Genomic DNA, 18,896 nt, shown 5'->3' on the forward strand with positions numbered 1-18,896 from the left:
CAGATAAGGCCCGACCTACAGACTAGGGTTATTTTGAAGTATCGCATGTCTTCGCAGCCAATATAATTGTTTGATTAATAATGCTATCCTATCAATTTCAGGCTATTTAAAAGAAAATTGGGCCTTGGCCCAATCGACGAGCGATTCTAAAAAATTGCACTTATTCGTTTTAACGCGAAGGAAAGCCATAATGAATTTACCCCAAGATAGGACTGCGGAGACCGATAATATTTCCCAGGTTCTTAAATGGATTCTTCTCATAACAGCTATTGTCTGTTTTGGGATTCTGATTTGGGGCACTTATAAAACTTTTCAACTTGCCCCTCCTTTACCTCAGCAGTTTCTTACTCCCTCAGGAAAGGTCATTATGACATCAAATGACATTATTGAAGGGAAAGCGGGATTTCAACGAGCTGATCTGATGGATTATGGTAGCTTATATGGTATGGGATCTTATTTTGGTGAAGACTACACTGCAAAATACCTGGTGAGATTAGGGCAATTGACTGAGGAAGAAATAGGGCGCCAACGTTTTGGTAAGTCCTCCACAAATTTATCAGAAAGTGAGCAGTATGTTGCTCGAAAAGCGATGCAACAAGCATTGCAACACATTGATTTAAGCCACCAAACAGCGATTTTGTCTGAGCCCGTTGCAACGGCCGTTTCTCAATTGCAATCTGAGATTGCACAAAGGTTACTTCATCATAATTTTGAAACGGGTTGGACCAAAGCCTACAGTTTAGATGAAAATAGCGCACTGCAAACCGCTGGTTTTCTTATTTATTCTTCACTGACGACCATCGCGCGCAGGCCACAACAAAATAATTCATACACCAATAATTGGCCTTATGAACCCTCAGTAGGAAATTACCCAACCTCATCGACTTTCTATTGGACTTGGATTTCTTTTTGTTTTGTGTTCTTTGGTTTTGGTGCAATATTATACATTTATCATCGATACCTCAGCATTCCAGATCATGCAGCAAAAACGCCTATTTTTTTGGATTTTAAACCGTTAACAGTGAGTCAGCAGAAGGTTGGACAGTATTTTGTGATTGTCGCCGTCGTTTTATTAGTGCAGATTGGTGTGGGTGCGATTATGGCTCACTGTTATGCAGAGCGCACTGGATTTTATGGCATCGGTATCAGCCGCTTTTTGCCCTTTAACTTTTTACGTGATGTGCACATCCAAACGCCAATCGTTTGGATAGCGTTGTCTTGGATAAGCTCTGCTGTTTTTCTTGCCCCCCTCATCAGCAAGCAAGAGGCAAAAAGGCAGGGGGTTTTAGTGGATTTATTGTTTTGGGTTACTCTTTTTATCGTGGGTGGAGCAATCGTTGGCAATTATTTAGGGATTATGGGCTATGTTAACCAAGCTTGGTTTTGGATTGGTAATCAAGGTTTATCCTACATTGAGTTAGGACGACTGTGGCAAATCGGGTTTTGCTTAGGATTGTTTCTGTGGAGTTGTATTATTTTTCGAGGTATATGGCCAAGCCGAGAGCAATTAAAAAAAGCAACAGTTGAATTTTGGACCGGCCGAATTCGATTAGAACACATGTTGTGGGCAAGCACGATTAATATTGCAGTACTGTACTGCTTTGGCATGATACCACTGACAGGCATAGAAAAATCATTCACAATCACTGATTTTTGGCGCTGGTGGGTTGTACATCTTTGGGTTGAGCAATCTTTTGAGTTTTTTGCTGCCGCTGCTACTGCTTATTTTCTCATGGGGTCAGGGTTGGTTTCTCGGCTTCTTGCTGAACGGACAATGTATTTTGAGACTATTCTTATTTTCCTAGGCGGTGTTATTGGTACTGGACATCACTGGTATTGGACCGGGACACCCGGCTTTTGGGTGCCACTCGGTTCGATGTTTTCTTTTATTGAAGTACTCCCTTTAGTATTGCTTATAATTGATGCCATTGAACATCGCCAACTGATTAAGCGGCAAGGATTATTTACTTATAATTTGGCTTGTTTATACGTTTTTGGAGCGGCATTTTGGAATTTTGTGGGTGCAGGGGTGTTGGGTGGTGGCACTATTAATGCTCCCCTTGTCAACTATTATGAGCACGGTACATTTCTGACTTTGAATCATGCACATACTGCTTTGTTCGGTGCGTTTGGTTTATTGGGCATAGGATTAATTTATTTTTGTCTACGCTATGCTGCGGGTGAGGGTTTGCCTTGGGACGAGCGATTAGGAATCTGGGCATTTTGGCTATATAACATAGGTCTCTTATTATGGATCGTTTTAAATTTCTTTCCTATTGGTTGGGCGCAATTAGTGGATGTTTATGAACACGGTTTAGCACACGCGAGAAGTCTTGAATTTTATAATACAACGTTATTATGGCAATGGTTACGGCTTCCTGGCGATGTGATTTTTGCGTTAGGTGCGCTCCTTATGGCCTGTGACTTCTTTAAAAAGCTTAAGCCGTTTTTCCCTCGGTTAGCACAATTAAATCTGGAGCAAAAAATTCAATGGAGTTAGATGAAATGCTAATCTCCAAAATCAAAAGGTCTATTTAGGCTCTATTACCATTCTCTCATTGCCTCTCCTTGTAATGGTTGATTTTTTGGCAGGATGCGTTGGATTGGACTAAACTTATTGAAGCGGGTTATTTTAGCTGGAGATAAGTAACATGCAACATGAACGATTTATTCAACAATTAGTATCTCAGTTTAAAGAAAAACTTAATGGCTTATCGTCTGAGCAATTAGCGAATTTAAATTTAGAAATCGCGCTCATACCCACAGTAGGTAATGAAGCGGGTGGTGCAGCAGGCGAGCGTAAGCGAAAACCCTCTTCGCCTCCATTACCTCAAACTGGCCCTCAGCCAGGTCGTACGCTACCCGAGTTAAAAAAAGGAAATTAATGACCGTGGTCTGAGGTGCATGGCTTAATCATTCAATAAATGGAGCGGATGTAATTGATGGAGGTATTTTATGGAGCGTCAACAACTTATTCAAACGTTGGTGTCTCAGTTTGAGGAACAAATTAGAAAATTATCCGAACACAAGCTAAAAGAGCTTGGATCTGGCAAATTGGAGATAAGTTTAACGCCAGTAGTCGGAAGGGAAGCAGGTGGGGTTATTGGCCCAGTCAAAAGTCCTATTCCTTCTGGACCTGCTACCGCTCCGGCAGCTTCTAGGGCTAAAAAATTAGATGCGGCAAAGAAATATTAACCCTAATTTTTTAGTTTAAAGTGTAAATAACACGGTTAACCCTGTTCAGTATAAATTGTGGAGGTATTTTGTGGAACGTAAGCAACTTATTCAAACTTTAGTGTCTCAGTTTGAAGCGCAAATTAGGAATTTACCTGAACAGAAATTAAAGGACTTAGAGTCAGGTAAATTAGAGATAAGTTTAACACAAGCGGTCGAGAAAGAATCCGGAGGTAGAGCTCAAGTCCGCCATGAAAAAAGAAGAGAGCTTTTATAAATACTTAAGAAAATCAGCATGGAAGCTGATTTTTACTAAAACCCTGCTATTGCAGCTTTTTGTTAGAGCGATAAATGCAACTCGCTGAGGCTTGCGCTGTTGGCATGATTGTCATTTCTGCAATATCAACGTGAAGAGGGCGAGTTGCACAATAATGAACAGCGTCTGCGATATCTTCAGCATAGAGAGGATTAAAATCTTCGTAAAAAGCTTTTGCTTTCTCTTTGTCATTCCAGCGTACCTCACTAAATTCCGTTTCTACCGCTCCCGGCGCTATCTCAGTTACACGGATAGGGGTGCCTAATAAATCCATACGCATTGATTTTGTCAGGGCTCTAACCGCATGTTTGGAGGCACAATAGACATTGCCATTCGGATAGCATTCTTGCCCAGCGATTGAGCCAATATTTATAACATGCCCTTCTTCACGAGCAAGCATACCCGGCAATACTGAGCGAGTGACATACAATAATCCTTTCACATTGGTATCAATCATCGTTTCCCAATTGCTAATGGATCCTTGTTGTATTGGATCCGTCGATAATGCAAGCCCGGCATTGTTAATTAATACACTGATTTTTTGCCACTCTGGAGGCAAAGAATTTAAGGCGGATTCAACTTTTGTCTTATCTCTCACATCCAGTACAATGGGTATGCAGCGTATGCCATGCATGGCTTGCAAATCATTGGTAAGATGTTCTATGCGCTCTTGCCGACGTGCGCAAAGAATAAGATGCGCTCCACTTTTTGCGAAAAGACGGGCACACGCTTGCCCAATGCCGCTCGAGGCACCGGTTATTAATACGATCTTATTTTGTAAATTCACCATATGTTTCTCCAAATAATTCTTTGTTAGGGAGATAAAATACGTCGATGCCATTGTTCATCTTGCCCATAATATTCAACCACATCCGATAATTCGTCAAAACGTAGTGAATAAAATATAAATTGAGTAGGTTTTATTCGAAACCCACAATAGAGCGGACTTAAGGGCAACTGTTTATTCGAATATTCTCTTTCGATAGCTTTCTTTTTGTCCTCTATCACATGTTTAGTCGCAATAGGCTGCATTGAGGTTGGCGCATAGGCAGTGAATCTTAACTGGGCTAGCTGTGGATTAGTATTCCAGTAATGTTCTATTTCTGCTGGCAACAAAGGCAAAGCGGTGCCGTTAAGGATAACTTCTCTTTGTTTAAGTTCAAACCAAAAAGTAAGTGATACTTGTGGATTACGAATAATATCGTTGACTTTTTGGGTTCCTTTTTGAGTAAAAAAAAGGAGTTCGCTTAACGTAATTTCCCGTATAGCAACCACACGACTGTGCGGCACACCGTTCAGAGTTGCTGTAGCCAAGACCGCGTGTTGAGGATTGGATGCTCCTGCCTCTTTTTCTTCTGTAATCCATTGTTTTAAAAGTGTGAAGGGCATGTTCTGATCCCTATTTTAAATTTTTAACAAACGCTTCGCTCAGCCATGTCAAAGTGTAGTCGAAAAGAGGGCATGCTGACAATTGTCGTTCTTATCGAGGTATGAATTAATGATAGAAACGGTTTACGTCATGCAGTATGGATATTAATTGCTTGCCATCGGGTTTACCATTCGTCAAGGCTTTCGCTTTTGCATCTTGAATTTCGAAATCTCCAGAAGGGAATAGATTGGTAATCGTTTCCGGAGTTAAATAGCTTATGTTGTAATTGCCGCTAACAATAAGTGGGTAGCGATTTTTGTTATCAAAAAAATTCATGCCATAGCTGTAATCAGAATAGGGAGTTTGGCAACCTAATGCATCTGACATAATTGTAGGCACAACATCATAATGAGTGGTGATAAAATCATAGTGTTGCTTTGTTTTACCGGGCCAATGCACAATAAACGGGACTTTGATTTGATATTTACTGAAATTGCTTGCATGCCCCCAATAGTTCTGCTTGTTGTCATTAAATTCTTCACCATGATCGCCAGTAATAATAATGATTGAATTATCCCATAAATTCGCTTTTTGGATGCTAGCCAATACTTGAGCCACTTGTTGATCAACAAAGTGGGCTGCATTTAAATAGCGGTTCACTAATGGTTGTGCATTGTAGTCGTTATTAAAAAGGTAGCGGCTACAAGAAGACAGCTCAGGTTGAAAAGGGCCTTGATAGTTCCTATTTTCGCAATATTCATGCGCTGAATCATAAAATACAAAAGAAAAGATAGGTTGATTAGGTTTATGGTTTTCTAAAAAAGAAAGAAATCGCTTGGTCGTTTCTTGATCCCTTTGGTAAGCCCACCCCTTGGGAGCAGGTAAGTGAGGTACTTGCTTAAAGATGGTTGAAGCAAAATCGGGTATCGTTAAGCTAGCACTAGCAAATACCCCGAATTGGTAATTTTTATCTATTAATTCATTAATCAAGACAGGACTCTTTTTTTGTTCAAATATGGCTGTCCAATAAGAGGCAGGTATTCCATAAAACAGTGAAAATACCCCAGGTTGAGTGGCATTACCACCACTCAGATGATTATGAAAATTAAGATTTTCCGAAGCAAAATGAAAAATATTGGGAGTCACTTTCTCATTCATGGCATCGAAACGCCAAGTATCAATTAAAATAACAAAGATATTAGGCGGGCGCGCATTCTTTTTGCATTGCAAGGGTTTAATGGGGTAGGTTAATTGATGATCAGGAAATTTTGATTGCGCAAAGTAGTGACTAAACACAAAATAATTCATGTCTTCTTTCGAGACATAAAACAGGTGACGCACAATATCGGTGTAATACGGAAAAATAGTACTTTGCCTAATCAAATATTTATTGCCTACCACTGTAGAACAAAAGGAAAGAACAATTAAGATAATAGATGCGCAAATAAACCGTATAATCCATTTTGAAAGGTTAATGACATTATTAAACCATAATAGCAACGCGATGAATCCCTCAGCCACGAGAATGGCAGAGACAAGCAGATAGAACACAACCCATTCATTTTTCGAAAAATAAAAGATTTGATCACTGTATTGACTGAAAAGCATTTTGAAGATTAAAGAATTTAAATGAAATCGATACAGCTTAAACACATACAGATCGATAATAAGGTACAAAATAAAGCAACTGACGAAAAGAATACTAAGTCCCATAGTCAGCCAATTTTGCGATGTTAATTTAGATAGCAGATAGGGAATAAGCAAAGCTAAAAGAGTTAAGAACGCAAAATAACTAATGTACGTGACTAAGAGGTAGAAACTGACAATGAAACGGGTAAAAGAAGTGGCCTCTTCAAATCCATTTGTTCCAAAATTATAAAGTTTTATCGCAAATGCATCGACAACATAGTTGTATGAAAGTGCATAAACGACAAGCAAATTAATAAAGAAAAAATGCAAAAGCCATTTATTTATTTTGGCTTGATTTACCTCAATCGTTGCCTTCATAGAAAAAATAAAGCAATGAAGCTAATAAAAAGAGCATATTTAATTATATAGTATAGATTTTTATTGTAGTTTTTCAGTTTCTTGCCCACTAACCGTATTTGATAGATATAGGTAAATAATTGATTGATAATCCCCACGCGTTCATTGGGTAAATTTTTGCTAGAAGCTGCTTTCATTACCGTTCGACTAAAGAAACGATTAAATCGGTTGGCCAGAGCATTGTTTAAAGGTCGCTGAACATCACAGAAAAGAATAATTCGATCTTGAGAAGTGTTATTCTCAGCATGATGTACGTAAGTTTCATCAAAAAGCACGTCTTGACCGTCTTGCCAGAAGTAAGGTTCACCATCGACATAAATACAACATTCCTTAGAGTTAGGCGTGATTAACCCTAAGTGATAACGAAGTGATCCAGCATACGGATCTCGATGTTTAAATAAAAAGCTATTTTTCGGAAGTAGGGTGAACATAGCCGCATTAATATTAGGAATTTGTTGAATGAGTTTGAGTGTTTTAGGACAAAGGGTTTGCGCAGAATCCATTGGTTCCTGGTACCATTTGAGGTAAAAGCGCTTCCATCCTCGGCGAAAAAAAGAGTTAAAGCCAATATCATCGTATTTATCTGACGCTGAAATGTAACCCTCTTTGTACAAAGACTCCGCTTCTTCACGGATTGTTTCCCAATTATCGCGTAGCAGTTTTAATTCGGGGAAATCTGCTAAATCAAGAAAAGGGGTTTTGGGAACTGAAGAAAAAAGATACATAATGGCATTAACAGGAGCCATCAAGCTTGAGTGATCCGTGAGTTGGCGCAAAAATTTTAGGCGAACTTTTCCTCGTAAATGGGTGTAAGCAATTGAAAAAAAATAACTTGAAAAAAATAATGTTTTAAAATTTAGAAGTGAGAGGTAAGTCATAAAAGTCCATTGAGTGGCAATCATTTAGTGGATAAAAGCTATAATCTCCAAATGAACTTGTCAATCAGAGAATTGATTTTAATTACAAAAATGAACGGGTTTTTCCGCTAATTTTTTATCTTTTTTGATGGAACTAAAATACAGCTCATTGGCTTTAGCACAAAATTGGGAAGGTTTAAGATCATATTCAATATTGAATACGGCTTTATTTACACGGACAAAAGGGGTGAGTAACTGGCATTCGTTGTAATAAAAACATTGTTCATTGATTGCAAAATCAAAATAAGGTTCGAGTTGTTCAATTTGGTCAAGATCATTCTTTAAGCCCACCGCAAGTCCGGCTTTATGAGCCAGGTTTGCCAATTTAGTGTTGTAATTAAGTTGATCTTCTGCAGTGAGAGGGAACCCTGTTTTATTGGTATAACCATCCACATTGTCAAAGTCAATGGCGTCAAATCCCTTGTTTTTACACATCGTGATTCGTGCTTCCATGATGGGGAGTAACTGTGAAATTTGACTAATATCCAACCATTTTTCCCCTTCCCAGCCATTGGATTTGCCTTTGAGGGCTTCAGGAAAATCCTTCGCATCTGGGCGCCAATCTTCCCAGGCTCCTGCATTAAGATAACAAATCGCTTTAGCATTTTTTGCATGAATTGTGGCAACGATTTTGGCTGAATTATCAAAGCCATCGATGTCATAAACATTCACAGGCACGGTAAATCGAGGGATTTCAGATAAGATCGCATTCCATTTAACTGCTGGGGTAATTTGAGTCGTGCAATCAAGGCAAAACTCAGGTGGCTCTAGACCATTGGTTTGTGCGAAAGAAGTAGAAACTAAAGTCAAAATAAAAATCGCTGTAAAAACTCCTTTTTTACTCACAATACTTCCTTTGGGGCTTAAAACGTTACTTTTTAGTTTAGCAATAAAAGGCATTCTTTTCTCTTTTCTCCAATGGGCAATTTACAAAATGGTTAATTTCCCTTTCGTAACTAAAACGTCTATGCTTATTAATTATCTTAGCGAGGATAAGGATAAGCCATGACTGATATTTTCATTTGTTCACCGACTCGTACGCCTATTGGGACTTTTAATGGCACGCTAAAAAACACTTCTGCGCCTCAATTGGGTGCTGCAGTAGTCAAGGAAACGCTTAGACGCGCCGAACTTTCACCAGAGGATGTGGAAGCCGTTGTAATGGGCCAAGTTGTTCAAGCGGGTGCGGGGATGAATCCAGCTCGGCAAGCCGCTATTCATGGTGGTGTACCTGTCAATGTCCCTGCTTACACAGTCAATCGAGTCTGTGGTTCAGGTGCACAAGCCATTGTTTCTGCCTATCTAGAGATAGTTAGTGGCAATATTCAGTGTGCTATTGCTGGGGGCATGGAAAATATGGATCTTTGTCCTTATCTTCTTACTTCAGCACGTTGGGGATACCGTATGGGCGATAACAAAATCGTTGATAGCATGCTCTTGGACGGGTTACACGATATATTTTCAGGAAACCATTCAGGTTGGCATACTGAAGATCTCGTCAAGAAGTATTCCATTTCTAGGGAAGAACAAGATGCATGGGCGCTGCGCTCACAGCAACGCTTTTCAAAAGCGCAAGCAGAAGGTAAATTTGACACTGAAATCACACCCATTGAAATCACAACGCGTAAAGGGATCGAATTATTTCAAAAAGACGAACATAATCGTCCTGATACCACTGCAGAAACACTTGCTCAACTAAAACCTGCATTCCGCAAAGAGGGTACCATTACAGCGGGTAATGCGCCAGGTTTAAACAGTGGCGCAGCAGCGATGGTTATTGCGAATGCTCCCTTTGTTTCAGCTCACAAGCTTAAACCCATGGCGCGTATCGTAGCTTATGGAGTCAGTGCGGTTGAGCCTGGTATGTTTGGTATTGGTCCCGTTTCCGCTGTTTTGCAGGCATTGGAACGAGCAAAATGGAAATTGGCTGATGTTGAGCGAGTGGAAATAAATGAAGCTTTCGCAGCCATTGCTATCGCAGTGACTCGTGAACTTGGGCTTAACGAAAACATCGTCAATGTCGAAGGCGGGGCAATTGCTCATGGGCACCCAATCGGGGCAACAGGTGCTATTTTAACCACTCGGTTGTTGTATTCAATGAAACACGATGGATTAAACCGCGGTATTGTTACTTTGTGTATTGGTGGTGGACAGGGTATTGCGCTGGCATTAGAACGCTGTGACTAGTATTGTGCCCCACACTAAATCAGTAACGGATTTTTATATTGCTGCAGATAACGTCTGGCGAGTTGATAGGAAGCATAATCAGTAATGTGGGCTATGTCTCGAAAGACGGGGACGCCATTGATATCGGCTTTACAGCGTCCCTGCGAACATTGCACTTTTCTTGGATCAATAAGGATTAATTGAGAGTATTTCTTTTGCATTGTTAAGAATAAATCATCGAGCCAAGGATCTACTTCGCTTTGTAGACTAAACTCGCATTGCTCGGGGTGGTATTTTTTCCTTTGCTTAATATGCTTAAAAAAGCAATCGCGCAAATTGGAAGTTGATGACGCAGTCGCTTTAATAATGACAGGCACAGATCCCGAATCAGTAATTAAGCGTAGCGCTTTATCTAATGCAGTTTTGATCCGCTTTTTGGATAGTGCTATAGAGCGCTCATCGTGGAGCTGATTAATGACGTTAGTTCCTAAATAGCCGCCCCATGATTGCCCAATAATGACAAAATCATAATGATTCGCTTTAATCATCTCATAATAGCGTTTAGTCTCCTGATAGCATTCCTGATAAACAGTGTTTTTATGGGTTGACCAGTCGTAAAGATAAATTCCAGGAAGAGCAAGGCAACCGGGTGTTGCTTGCGCAAGAACAGAGAGATTTGCTTCTTTAGCCAATGTCTCAACAAAGCGCCAGGAATGATTGGAGAAAGAATCGCCAATCATTAGGCTTGTTTTACTGTCAGGATTATTTGCGCCAAAAGTACATCGATTGTTGATGTCAACACCGTTTCTACCCATGCATTTTTCTCTTTGAGCCACATCATACCGCTTTAATTGCTCAAAAACGGCCACCACGTCGTTGCTGAACCGGTGTGGAAGGCCTGCATTGTTTTTAATGATATGCCCGCTTAGATGCATTAAACCAATAGGTAAAAGCAATAAAAGAATGAGGGTATAACCCAATTTCAGATGATTGAATTTGCGTGTTGGTTTTTCAATAAATCGCCAAGAAAGATAAGCCAAAATGAAGCTGGCACAAAGTGCTAAGGAGAGGATTAAATGGGTACTTTCGATGTTGAGGTAATGAATAAAGGCAAAGACAGGCCAATGCCAAATGTAGAGTGAATATGAAATTAAGCCGATAAAAACCAGCGGTTTGGTGGCCAGGCATCGAGCCACAAGGGAGTAAGGATGACTTCCTGTTGCAATCAAGATACCCGCAGCAACACAAAGAAGCAGGGCATACCCATTGGGGAAACCAAAACTGATATCAGTGCGTGTTGCGACATAAAATAAGGTGAGTAAGGCAAACAAGCTTAGTGAATTTACCACAATTTTGTTTAAAGCAACGGTTCGGGGCGATAAGGCCACACAAGAGCCTATTAGGAACTCAAAAATACGACTTAAGAACTGGTAGTAAGTTTTGTCAGCATGATGGGTCGAGGAATAAAAAGCCAAGGCGAAAAAGAGAAGCGTAAGCCCATAAATTAGTTTGCTTAAGTGTCGCTTCGCAACGACCTGATTCAATAAGTAAATGGCCACGGGTAAGATGAAGTAACATTGCCATTCAATCGATAATGACCAAGTATGCAACAAAGGCAATTGATTGCTGTCGGCAGCAAAATAGCCGGTGGTGACACGGGAAAAATAACTGTTAGAAGTAAAAATGGAGGTTTTGCGAGCACTTTTGGCGTATTGCACTAAATCATCAGGCAAATAGAAGACCAAGGCAAAAAGGGTGACCACCACTAAGAGACAAATGAAGACGGGTTGTAGACGCCACAATCGTCGGCTGTAAAATTCAGCGAATGAAAAATGATTATTCTGAATGGATTCATGAATAAGAGTGGTAATCAAAAAACCAGAAATGACAAAAAATAAGTCAACGCCAACGAAACCCGAGGGAAAGAGCGCGAGACCGCTGTGAAAAAACAAAACAAATAGAATTGCAATTGCTCTTAAGCCATCAATATCTGGACGATATTTCATCCTCAGCTTGCCTTCTCATGTAAATGCGCCCTTTATACCATAATTTCTTTTGAGCTTGAAGAAATAGACTTGTCTGCACTCAGTGTTCATCGCGAAGGGTTATTTTAGATCTAAATCTAGATTCCATCGTTTACCATCGATTGTATACACCTGCAATAAGTAACTACCTGTATTGAGACGAGTAAACTGCTGTCCGGGAAGCAAAACTTCGGCTTCTGCGCTTTCGGGGGCAACTAAACCATATATCCCTGTGTCAATCTTATTGTAGTGGTAATGATTGAGAAGGGCGGCCTTTGGCAAGGCGCGTAATGTTGAGGCTGTCCAGGTTTCAACAATCTTGTTGGTTGAATCCAATAGCTCAATTCGCACAATATAAGCAGGTACGGTACTTGGACCCGCATCCACATTCAATTTAAAACGTACTGAACCATTGGCATCCAATTGTCCATTGCTTAAGCTTAAGTGAAAAACATCGGCACTCACGGGTCCTGCATGGTATCGGGAAAAAACTGCACCGCGGTAAAAGTCGTAGGTTCCCACTGTAAAAATCACGGTAAAGATAAAAAACACAATGGCTGTGCGTCTCAATGAGGTAAAAGCCCATGGACCACTGTTTAACAGTAAAAACCAGCGCTTTTGCAATAAATGAGGACGACGTTTTATGAACCAGGCATCCAATGAATAAACAGAGCTCCCGGCTAAAATTAGCGCTAGGCCCATCGATAAATTGGAAACCGCCATTGTCCACTCATCAAGACAAGTACTCCCTTGCCAGCCAAATAAGAGCATGAGAATGATACTAATTACTGCCGTGACCATAGCAGCAGCACGCGTGCAAAAACCCAAAATAAGTCCTACACCACTGAGCAGCTCCAAAAGGCTGAAGCCAATGATGGCAACGTAAAGTAAGATAAAGTGGTGTAATAAAAAGCTGACTACCGAGCTTAAATCGAATAGGGCGCCTGGCATCGCGCTTTGAATTTTATTCGCCATCCATTGAGGGGCATAAGGATTGAGTTTTTGCGGATCATAAATGAATCGTCGCGATCCGCCACCCCAAAAAATCCAGCCTTGGACAAATCGAATACAGAGAATTACCCATCCAATCAGTTGCCCATTTAATTGATCTTGTTCGCGCATCCGTTTTCCTTAAGGTCTAAATGGGTTATCCAAACCCCTTAATCACTCTTTCAATGAGTATTCATGAGCAGTTTCTCAGTAATTTGCGCTCTTACCATTATTAATATACTTTTATGAGTAGGAAACTCATGATTAATGGACTAAAAATGAATCAAAAATTAGTTGTTGTTACTACTTTATTAATAATTATGGCGACGCTTTATTTATTATTTCCAGCAACAGCAAGTGCAACGCCAATGCTCTAAATCTTAAAATTACCATAACGGTTAAGCCCGTGAAATAAAAATCATGCGTTGATGGCTATAATTAAAGGATAACTGCTCAAATGAAGGATTAATTATGAGAGCCATCTGGAAAGGCGATATCTCTTTTGGCTTAGTTACTATTCCTATCCAAATTGTACCTGTTGAAGAAAGAAATGAGCTGAAATTTCATTTATTGGATTCTCGTGATAATGCTCGTATTCGTTATAAACGGGTGAACAGTGAAACGGACAAAGAAGTTCCCTGGGAAAATATTGTTAAAGGGTATGAATACGATAAAGGGGCTTATATTGTTGTGGATGAGCAAGCTTTTGAAGAAGCGAGTCCTGACTTATATAAATCCATTGATATTGAAGAGTTTGTTGACTTAAACGACGTCGACAATCTGTATTTCGAGAAGCCCTACTATGTTCTTCCCGATTCAAAAAATCAAAAAGCCTATGTTCTTTTAAGAGAGGCCTTAAAAAAAACTCAAAAAGTAGGGGTGGCAAAGGCCATTATTCGCACGAAAGAATATTTAAGTTTGGTGATGGCTCATGATCAAGCTTTAGTCCTTTATCTCATCCATTTTGATGAGGAGATACGTAAGGAGGATGAATTAAAGCTACCTAGTGAATCATTGAAAACGTATAAGGTGACTGATCGTGAAATGAAAATGGCAGTTAATCTCATTAATGATTTAAGCGCTAAATGGGATCCGCAGAAATACCATGATGAATACCGCGAAGCAATGAGCAAATGGCTCGATAAAAAAGCAGCACAAGTGGAAAAAGAAGCGGGTAAAAAAGTCACTGCTAGACGCCGTACACCGGATGATGTGGTTGATTTTATTACTTTACTTAAAAAAAGCATGGGTAAAAAAAGTAAGAAGGGTGCGGAGAAAAGCAATAAAAAACAGGTTAAGAAATAAGGTGTCTTAATCACTAGATGTAGTAGCACTCAGAGGCACGACTTTTGAGGCTACTGTAGCGTTAATTTTTTCTTGCTATCAATCAAATAAATAAGGTCGTAGATGGGCAATGGTTTTGAAAAATAAAATCCCTGCATTTCATCACATCCTTCGTCCATTAAAAATCGTAATTGATCAGCATTTTCGACCCCTTCAGCAGTGACTTTTATCTCTAAGCTGCGACATAATGCAATGATTGCTTTAACAATGCCTGCATTTTCGCAATCGGCAGGTAAACCATCAATAAATGATTTATCGATTTTTATTCGATTAGGTTTGAACTGCTTTAAATATTGAAATGAACTATAGCCCGTACCAAAATCATCAATCGCGATGGATAGGCCCAGTTTTCGAAGTGATCCCAAAACCTTGCTCGAGCGAACAGGATCACTCATCAATTGGGACTCAGTGACTTCAATTTCGAGTAGATTAGGTTGCAATGACAATTTTTCTAAAATGAGTGTAATGACTTTCACAATATCATATTGAATTTGGAACTGACGAGCAGAAAAATTAATCGAAACGGGGATATTTAAATGCTCAAAGGGAAAATGGCGGCAAACTTCCAGCAAAACCCATTTACCAATATAAACAATCAAATCCGATTGCTCTGCTACGGGAATAAACGCATTGGGTAATAGCAATCCTTCTTTAGGGCTTTGCCATCTCAGCAAGGCTTCAACCCCGATAATTTGTCCTGATTTTAAATCCACTCTAGGCTGATAGTATAATCTGAAGTCATTTTCAACGAGCCCGCGGCGTAAATTATCTTCAACCTCTATGGTTTTTGTCGCCGTTTTCTGTAATATTTCTGAAAAATATTGCACACAATTCCCCCCCCTGGATTTAGCATGATTGAGTGCAATACTAGTATTTTTTAATAGCGACAGAACCTCTTTCCCGTCGTAAGGATAAATACCTACCCCTACACTCATCGTTAATAAAATATTTTTACCCTTAATCATCAAAGGAGTTTTTACAATCGATTTTATTCGCTCAATCAATGGTGGAATTTCTTCAACTCGTTTCATATCCTTTAGGACAAATACAAATTGATCCCCACCTAGATTGGCAATCGACGCGCATGTTTCAAATAGGCACTCACTAAACTTAGAAGCCATATGCTTGATTACAGTATCTCCGACATCAAGTCCCATGAATTCATTGATTTTTTTAAACCGATCAAAATCCATCATAATAAGCGCTATTAATTTATTATTCTTATTGATTTCAGTTTTTAGAAATTCTTCTAAAGCTAAGCGATTGATTAATCCCGTTAAATTATCATGATGGGTAATATAAAGTATTTGATCTTTATTGCATTTGTTCTGAATAATATCGGCTAATATTGCGGATATCTTTTCCGCAATGCTAATTTGTCTATGTGTAAGCTTTTTTACATGTTTGGAAAAATAAATCAGTACACCAAGTATTTTACCCTGGTGGGTTATGGGTAAGCCAAAGACGGTTTTTAATCCAGCTTTTTGGGCGGAAACGCCACGAATATATTGTTTATGTTTGCTATAGTCAGTCACGAGTGTTGGTAAATTATTCCGTATTACCTCACCTTGAAAGCCCTCGTTGAGATTAATTTTTAATTGGTACGATTTTTCATAAAATTCTTTGATCTCATCGTGAAGGTTATGCCAAATTTTTATGCAATATAATGAATCTGTTGATTGCTCAATTAGCCAAACTTCGCCTTCATCCCATTCGAATGATAAGCAACTAATTCTCAATATTGCTTCAATAGCAACTTCTATACTTTTTTCTGTGTGCGCCACATTCATGATTTGATCATAGAGTAACATTTCCTTTTTGGCAGTAAAAAGTTCAGAGGTATCATGTATAAAGCCCATAATATAGATAGGATTACCTTGACTGTCATATATCAGGGTGGCTCTATTAGTCACATATAGATAGGTTTTGTCATTTTTTTTGATTCTGTACTCAAGCAATATTTCACTTTCTCTGTTTTTAGCCATATTTTGAAGTGCGCGAAATACGGTTGATCGGTCTTTTTCATGAATCGATTGAAACCATAAATCAGGATTTTGATAAAGTTCTTTACTTGAAAACTTCATCAATTTCCTAGCCGCTGGATTAATATAGATAATTTTTTTTAGATCAATGGATATTTGATAGATGGGAGTACTTATCTTCTCAAGATATTGAGGTTGCTCCTTTAGTAATTTCTCATATTCTTTAATTTTAGCAACTAACTCATCTCGCTGTGCAGCAATCTTATCTAATTGAGAGGCGATGGTCGCTTCTTTTGTCAATTTCATTTTGAACAATCCCTTAATTCAAATGATATCAGCGAGATCTATATTATTTAACCTTAGCATATATTCAGTTTCTGTGTATCAAAACCGCCTATAAGCTTAGATTGCCAGGAGATTATTTATATAGGTATACTGCATTCTCTAATGAACTTTCCTTATGGGACCTGTACTTAAATCATTAAAAATAATGATTAATTCATTTGTATAAGAATGCGCTTTTACCAGTAAAAGGCTGTTTAAAGTATTTGAATATCTAGGTCACCACTAACTCTTTGAAAATCCATGAAAAGGTAAAAGGCATGTTGGATTTTAAAAAAAAAGTAATTACTGCTGAGGCCAGAATCAGGCAATATATTCGAGAAACTCCTTTGGATTATTCGGTTGCATTAAGTCATGAAACGAAGAGCAATGTGTTTTTTAAATGTGAACACCTTCAGCTTACGGGTTCTTTTAAGGTTAGAGGGGCTATCAATAAGCTATTAAGCTTGACTTCTTCTGAAAGAAAGCGAGGCGTTGTCACAGCTTCTTCTGGTAATCATGGTGCAGCGGTTGCTTTTGGTTTAGATAAACTAACTTTGAAAGGAATGATTTTTGTTCCTGAAAATGCCTCGTCAGCCAAAGTCCAAAATATTCGTAATTATACGAATAATCTTCGATTCTACGGAAGAGATTGTATAGAAACTGAATTGTATGCATTGGAATACGCAAATCAACATGAAAGGGTTTATATCTCCCCTTATAATGATCTTCAAGTGATCAGCGGCCAAGGAACAATTGGTTTAGAGCTTTCCAGGCAACTTGAGGAAATTGATACTGTTTTTGTCCCTATCGGTGGTGGGGGTTTAATTGCAGGGATTGCTTGCTATTTAAAATCAACTCATCCAAACATCAACATTATTGGCTGTTTACCCGAAAATTCTCCGGTTATGTCAGCGTCGATTAAAGCAGGTTATGTGGTAGAAATGGAGACCTTACCCACTTTATCCGATGCCACGGCGGGGGGAATAGAACCTAACTCCATTACCTTTGATCTATGCAATCAATTTGTTGATGATTATGTCTTAGTTTCCGAAGAGGAAATTAAAAATGCCATCATTCATTTAATGCAAACACAGCATTTTTTGGTTGAGGGTGCAGCCGGAGTTGCTTTAGGCGCTTTTTTAAAAGCTGCAAAATCAAGTGAGTCTCAAAAATTTCAAGGGAAAAACCATGTGGTTGTTTTAAGCGGGGCTAATATGAGTCTTGAAACATTAAAATCAATTCTCGCTCTGAATGGAAGATAATAAATGCAGGTTCACTTGCTTTTTTTTACATCTCTTAATAATTCCTTAACATTTGGTTTGTAAAATAACGTCGACTCAATAAATAATTTATCTTGTGTCGCACAGAAGACCGAGATAGTGGAGGGCTGGTAACTTAAGAAAATTCTGAATCAATAAGCAAGCTATTGTTGAATTAGATATTTTTTAAGTTAATCAGTTTCCATCGAGTCTTAGGACATTTTTCCTCTCTATAAGTTCCCTAAGTTTTAAACTGATTCACGAATATCCCCAACAGCCAATTGCCCCTATTAAAAGAATTGAAGGGCGTCGTCTTGCTTATTCCTTACTTAGGTGCCTTCAATCCCCATTGAAAGCAAGCTTAACTTTTTAAAAGCAGGTGACTTATGAGTTCCAATGGAAAGACGATAGACAATGTGCAAGTACAACTTGAGGCAATAAGGCAAGCAAGACATAAACGCTATGTCGGAGAACAAACCGCAGAAACGGCAAAACAATTATTAAGCTTCCTTGAGGGAATTAATGAAACCTTAATCCAGTACAGTTTTCCTTCGGATAGGAAAATTGATTTATTTGCCTCACAGCAATGCCATGACCAATACATTTGCGCATTAATTGACATGAGCTCAAAACTGAAAGCCTTTACAGCAAGCTATGAGGAATTAAAGGGTTATGAGATGCAATGTGTGATTTCCGCAATCGCCTCAACTCATGAAAGCGATGACACGATGGAATTAAAAAGAACACTCGTTTCGCTTGCACAACGAATCACGCTCTTAGGACAAGAAGTTGAGCTATTGCTCTCAGAGCAAGTCAATGCTCGGGACAACGAGAGAAGAGCGCTGGATGAAAGCATTATCTCTAAAACCAACTCCGTTAAAGAGAATATCAACTACCTGTTTTCCATGATTAAAAGGGCGGAAGTAGAAGCCGATACGCAGGATTTTATTTCCACAGTGACAGAGTCAGTGGCTCAAGAAGAGAC

Annotated in this window: 16 protein-coding genes; 8 read left to right on the top strand and 8 right to left on the bottom strand. The window is 39.1% G+C overall.

What is annotated here, in order from left to right; genetic code table 11:
- Positions 1-190: 190 nt before the first annotated feature.
- From B5D33_RS15175 to B5D33_RS15190, 4 genes are all read left to right on the top strand, one after another.
- Positions 191-2,500 carry a nitric-oxide reductase large subunit gene (locus B5D33_RS15175; RefSeq protein WP_058452841.1) on the top strand — a complete coding sequence of 770 codons (2,310 nt, stop codon included), beginning with the start codon at positions 191-193 and terminating at the stop codon, positions 2,498-2,500.
- Between the two features lie 151 nt (positions 2,501-2,651).
- Positions 2,652-2,885, top strand: coding sequence for a hypothetical protein (locus B5D33_RS15180; RefSeq protein ID WP_058452842.1), 234 nt, complete (start codon positions 2,652-2,654; stop codon positions 2,883-2,885).
- A gap of 70 nt (positions 2,886-2,955) precedes the next feature.
- Positions 2,956-3,195: a hypothetical protein gene (locus B5D33_RS15185; protein WP_058452843.1), complete on the top strand. Its 240-nt coding sequence runs from the start codon at positions 2,956-2,958 to the stop codon at positions 3,193-3,195.
- A gap of 70 nt (positions 3,196-3,265) precedes the next feature.
- A complete protein-coding gene (locus B5D33_RS15190) occupies positions 3,266-3,451 on the top strand; it encodes a hypothetical protein (protein ID WP_058452844.1) in 186 nt (61 codons plus the stop codon).
- A 46-nt stretch (positions 3,452-3,497) separates the two neighbouring features.
- On the opposite strand, the gene B5D33_RS15195 is transcribed toward B5D33_RS15190, so the two are convergent.
- The 5 genes from B5D33_RS15195 to B5D33_RS15215 form a co-directional block, all read right to left on the bottom strand.
- Positions 3,498-4,280, bottom strand: a complete 783-nt coding sequence (locus B5D33_RS15195) for an SDR family oxidoreductase (RefSeq protein WP_058452845.1) — start codon at positions 4,278-4,280, stop codon at positions 3,498-3,500.
- 23 nt (positions 4,281-4,303) lie between these two features.
- Complete coding sequence (locus B5D33_RS15200; RefSeq protein WP_058452846.1) at positions 4,304-4,879, bottom strand: pyridoxine/pyridoxamine 5'-phosphate oxidase; 576 nt, start codon at positions 4,877-4,879, stop codon at positions 4,304-4,306.
- A 106-nt stretch (positions 4,880-4,985) separates the two neighbouring features.
- Positions 4,986-6,866: a sulfatase-like hydrolase/transferase gene (locus tag B5D33_RS15205; RefSeq protein WP_058452847.1), complete on the bottom strand. Its 1,881-nt coding sequence runs from the start codon at positions 6,864-6,866 to the stop codon at positions 4,986-4,988.
- Positions 6,863-7,783: an aspartyl/asparaginyl beta-hydroxylase domain-containing protein gene (locus B5D33_RS15210; RefSeq protein ID WP_058453062.1), complete on the bottom strand. Its 921-nt coding sequence runs from the start codon at positions 7,781-7,783 to the stop codon at positions 6,863-6,865. Before B5D33_RS15210 ends, B5D33_RS15205 begins: the two co-directional genes overlap by 4 nt.
- A 78-nt stretch (positions 7,784-7,861) precedes the next feature.
- The gene (locus tag B5D33_RS15215) at positions 7,862-8,722 is read right to left on the bottom strand and encodes an endo alpha-1,4 polygalactosaminidase (RefSeq protein WP_058452848.1); all 861 of its coding nucleotides are present in this window, start codon (positions 8,720-8,722) and stop codon (positions 7,862-7,864) included.
- A gap of 105 nt (positions 8,723-8,827) precedes the next feature.
- Here B5D33_RS15215 and B5D33_RS15220 point away from each other — a divergent pair, with 105 nt between their 5' ends.
- Positions 8,828-10,009: a thiolase family protein gene (locus B5D33_RS15220; protein WP_078767502.1), complete on the top strand. Its 1,182-nt coding sequence runs from the start codon at positions 8,828-8,830 to the stop codon at positions 10,007-10,009.
- Positions 10,010-10,023: 14 nt separating this feature from the next.
- Here B5D33_RS15220 and B5D33_RS15225 read toward each other — a convergent pair whose 3' ends face one another.
- Together B5D33_RS15225 and B5D33_RS15230 are read right to left on the bottom strand one after the other, a co-directional pair.
- Entirely contained in the window at positions 10,024-11,994 is a 1,971-nt protein-coding gene (locus tag B5D33_RS15225; protein ID WP_078767503.1) for an acyltransferase family protein, read from the bottom strand.
- A 99-nt stretch (positions 11,995-12,093) separates the two neighbouring features.
- Positions 12,094-13,134 (bottom strand): TQO small subunit DoxD, encoded by a 1,041-nt coding sequence (locus B5D33_RS15230; RefSeq protein ID WP_058451695.1) that lies wholly within the window; start codon positions 13,132-13,134, stop codon positions 12,094-12,096.
- A gap of 339 nt (positions 13,135-13,473) precedes the next feature.
- On the opposite strand from B5D33_RS15230, the gene ku reads away from it, so the two are divergent.
- On the top strand, positions 13,474-14,307 hold the full coding sequence (gene ku, locus B5D33_RS15235; RefSeq protein ID WP_234802530.1) for a non-homologous end joining protein Ku: 834 nt from the start codon (positions 13,474-13,476) through the stop codon (positions 14,305-14,307).
- A gap of 50 nt (positions 14,308-14,357) precedes the next feature.
- On the opposite strand, the gene B5D33_RS15240 is transcribed toward ku, so the two are convergent.
- Complete coding sequence (locus B5D33_RS15240; protein ID WP_058451693.1) at positions 14,358-16,634, bottom strand: EAL domain-containing protein; 2,277 nt, start codon at positions 16,632-16,634, stop codon at positions 14,358-14,360.
- 296 nt (positions 16,635-16,930) lie between these two features.
- Here B5D33_RS15240 and B5D33_RS15245 point away from each other — a divergent pair, with 296 nt between their 5' ends.
- Both B5D33_RS15245 and B5D33_RS15250 read left to right on the top strand, forming a co-directional pair.
- Positions 16,931-17,914 carry a threonine/serine dehydratase gene (locus B5D33_RS15245; protein WP_058451692.1) on the top strand — a complete coding sequence of 328 codons (984 nt, stop codon included), beginning with the start codon at positions 16,931-16,933 and terminating at the stop codon, positions 17,912-17,914.
- A gap of 383 nt (positions 17,915-18,297) precedes the next feature.
- On the top strand, positions 18,298-18,896 hold a 599-nt coding region (locus tag B5D33_RS15250), incomplete at its 3' end, for a hypothetical protein (RefSeq protein ID WP_139364757.1).

This window comes from Legionella maceachernii (genome assembly GCF_900167045.1).
Classification (GTDB): domain Bacteria; phylum Pseudomonadota; class Gammaproteobacteria; order Legionellales; family Legionellaceae; genus Tatlockia; species Tatlockia maceachernii.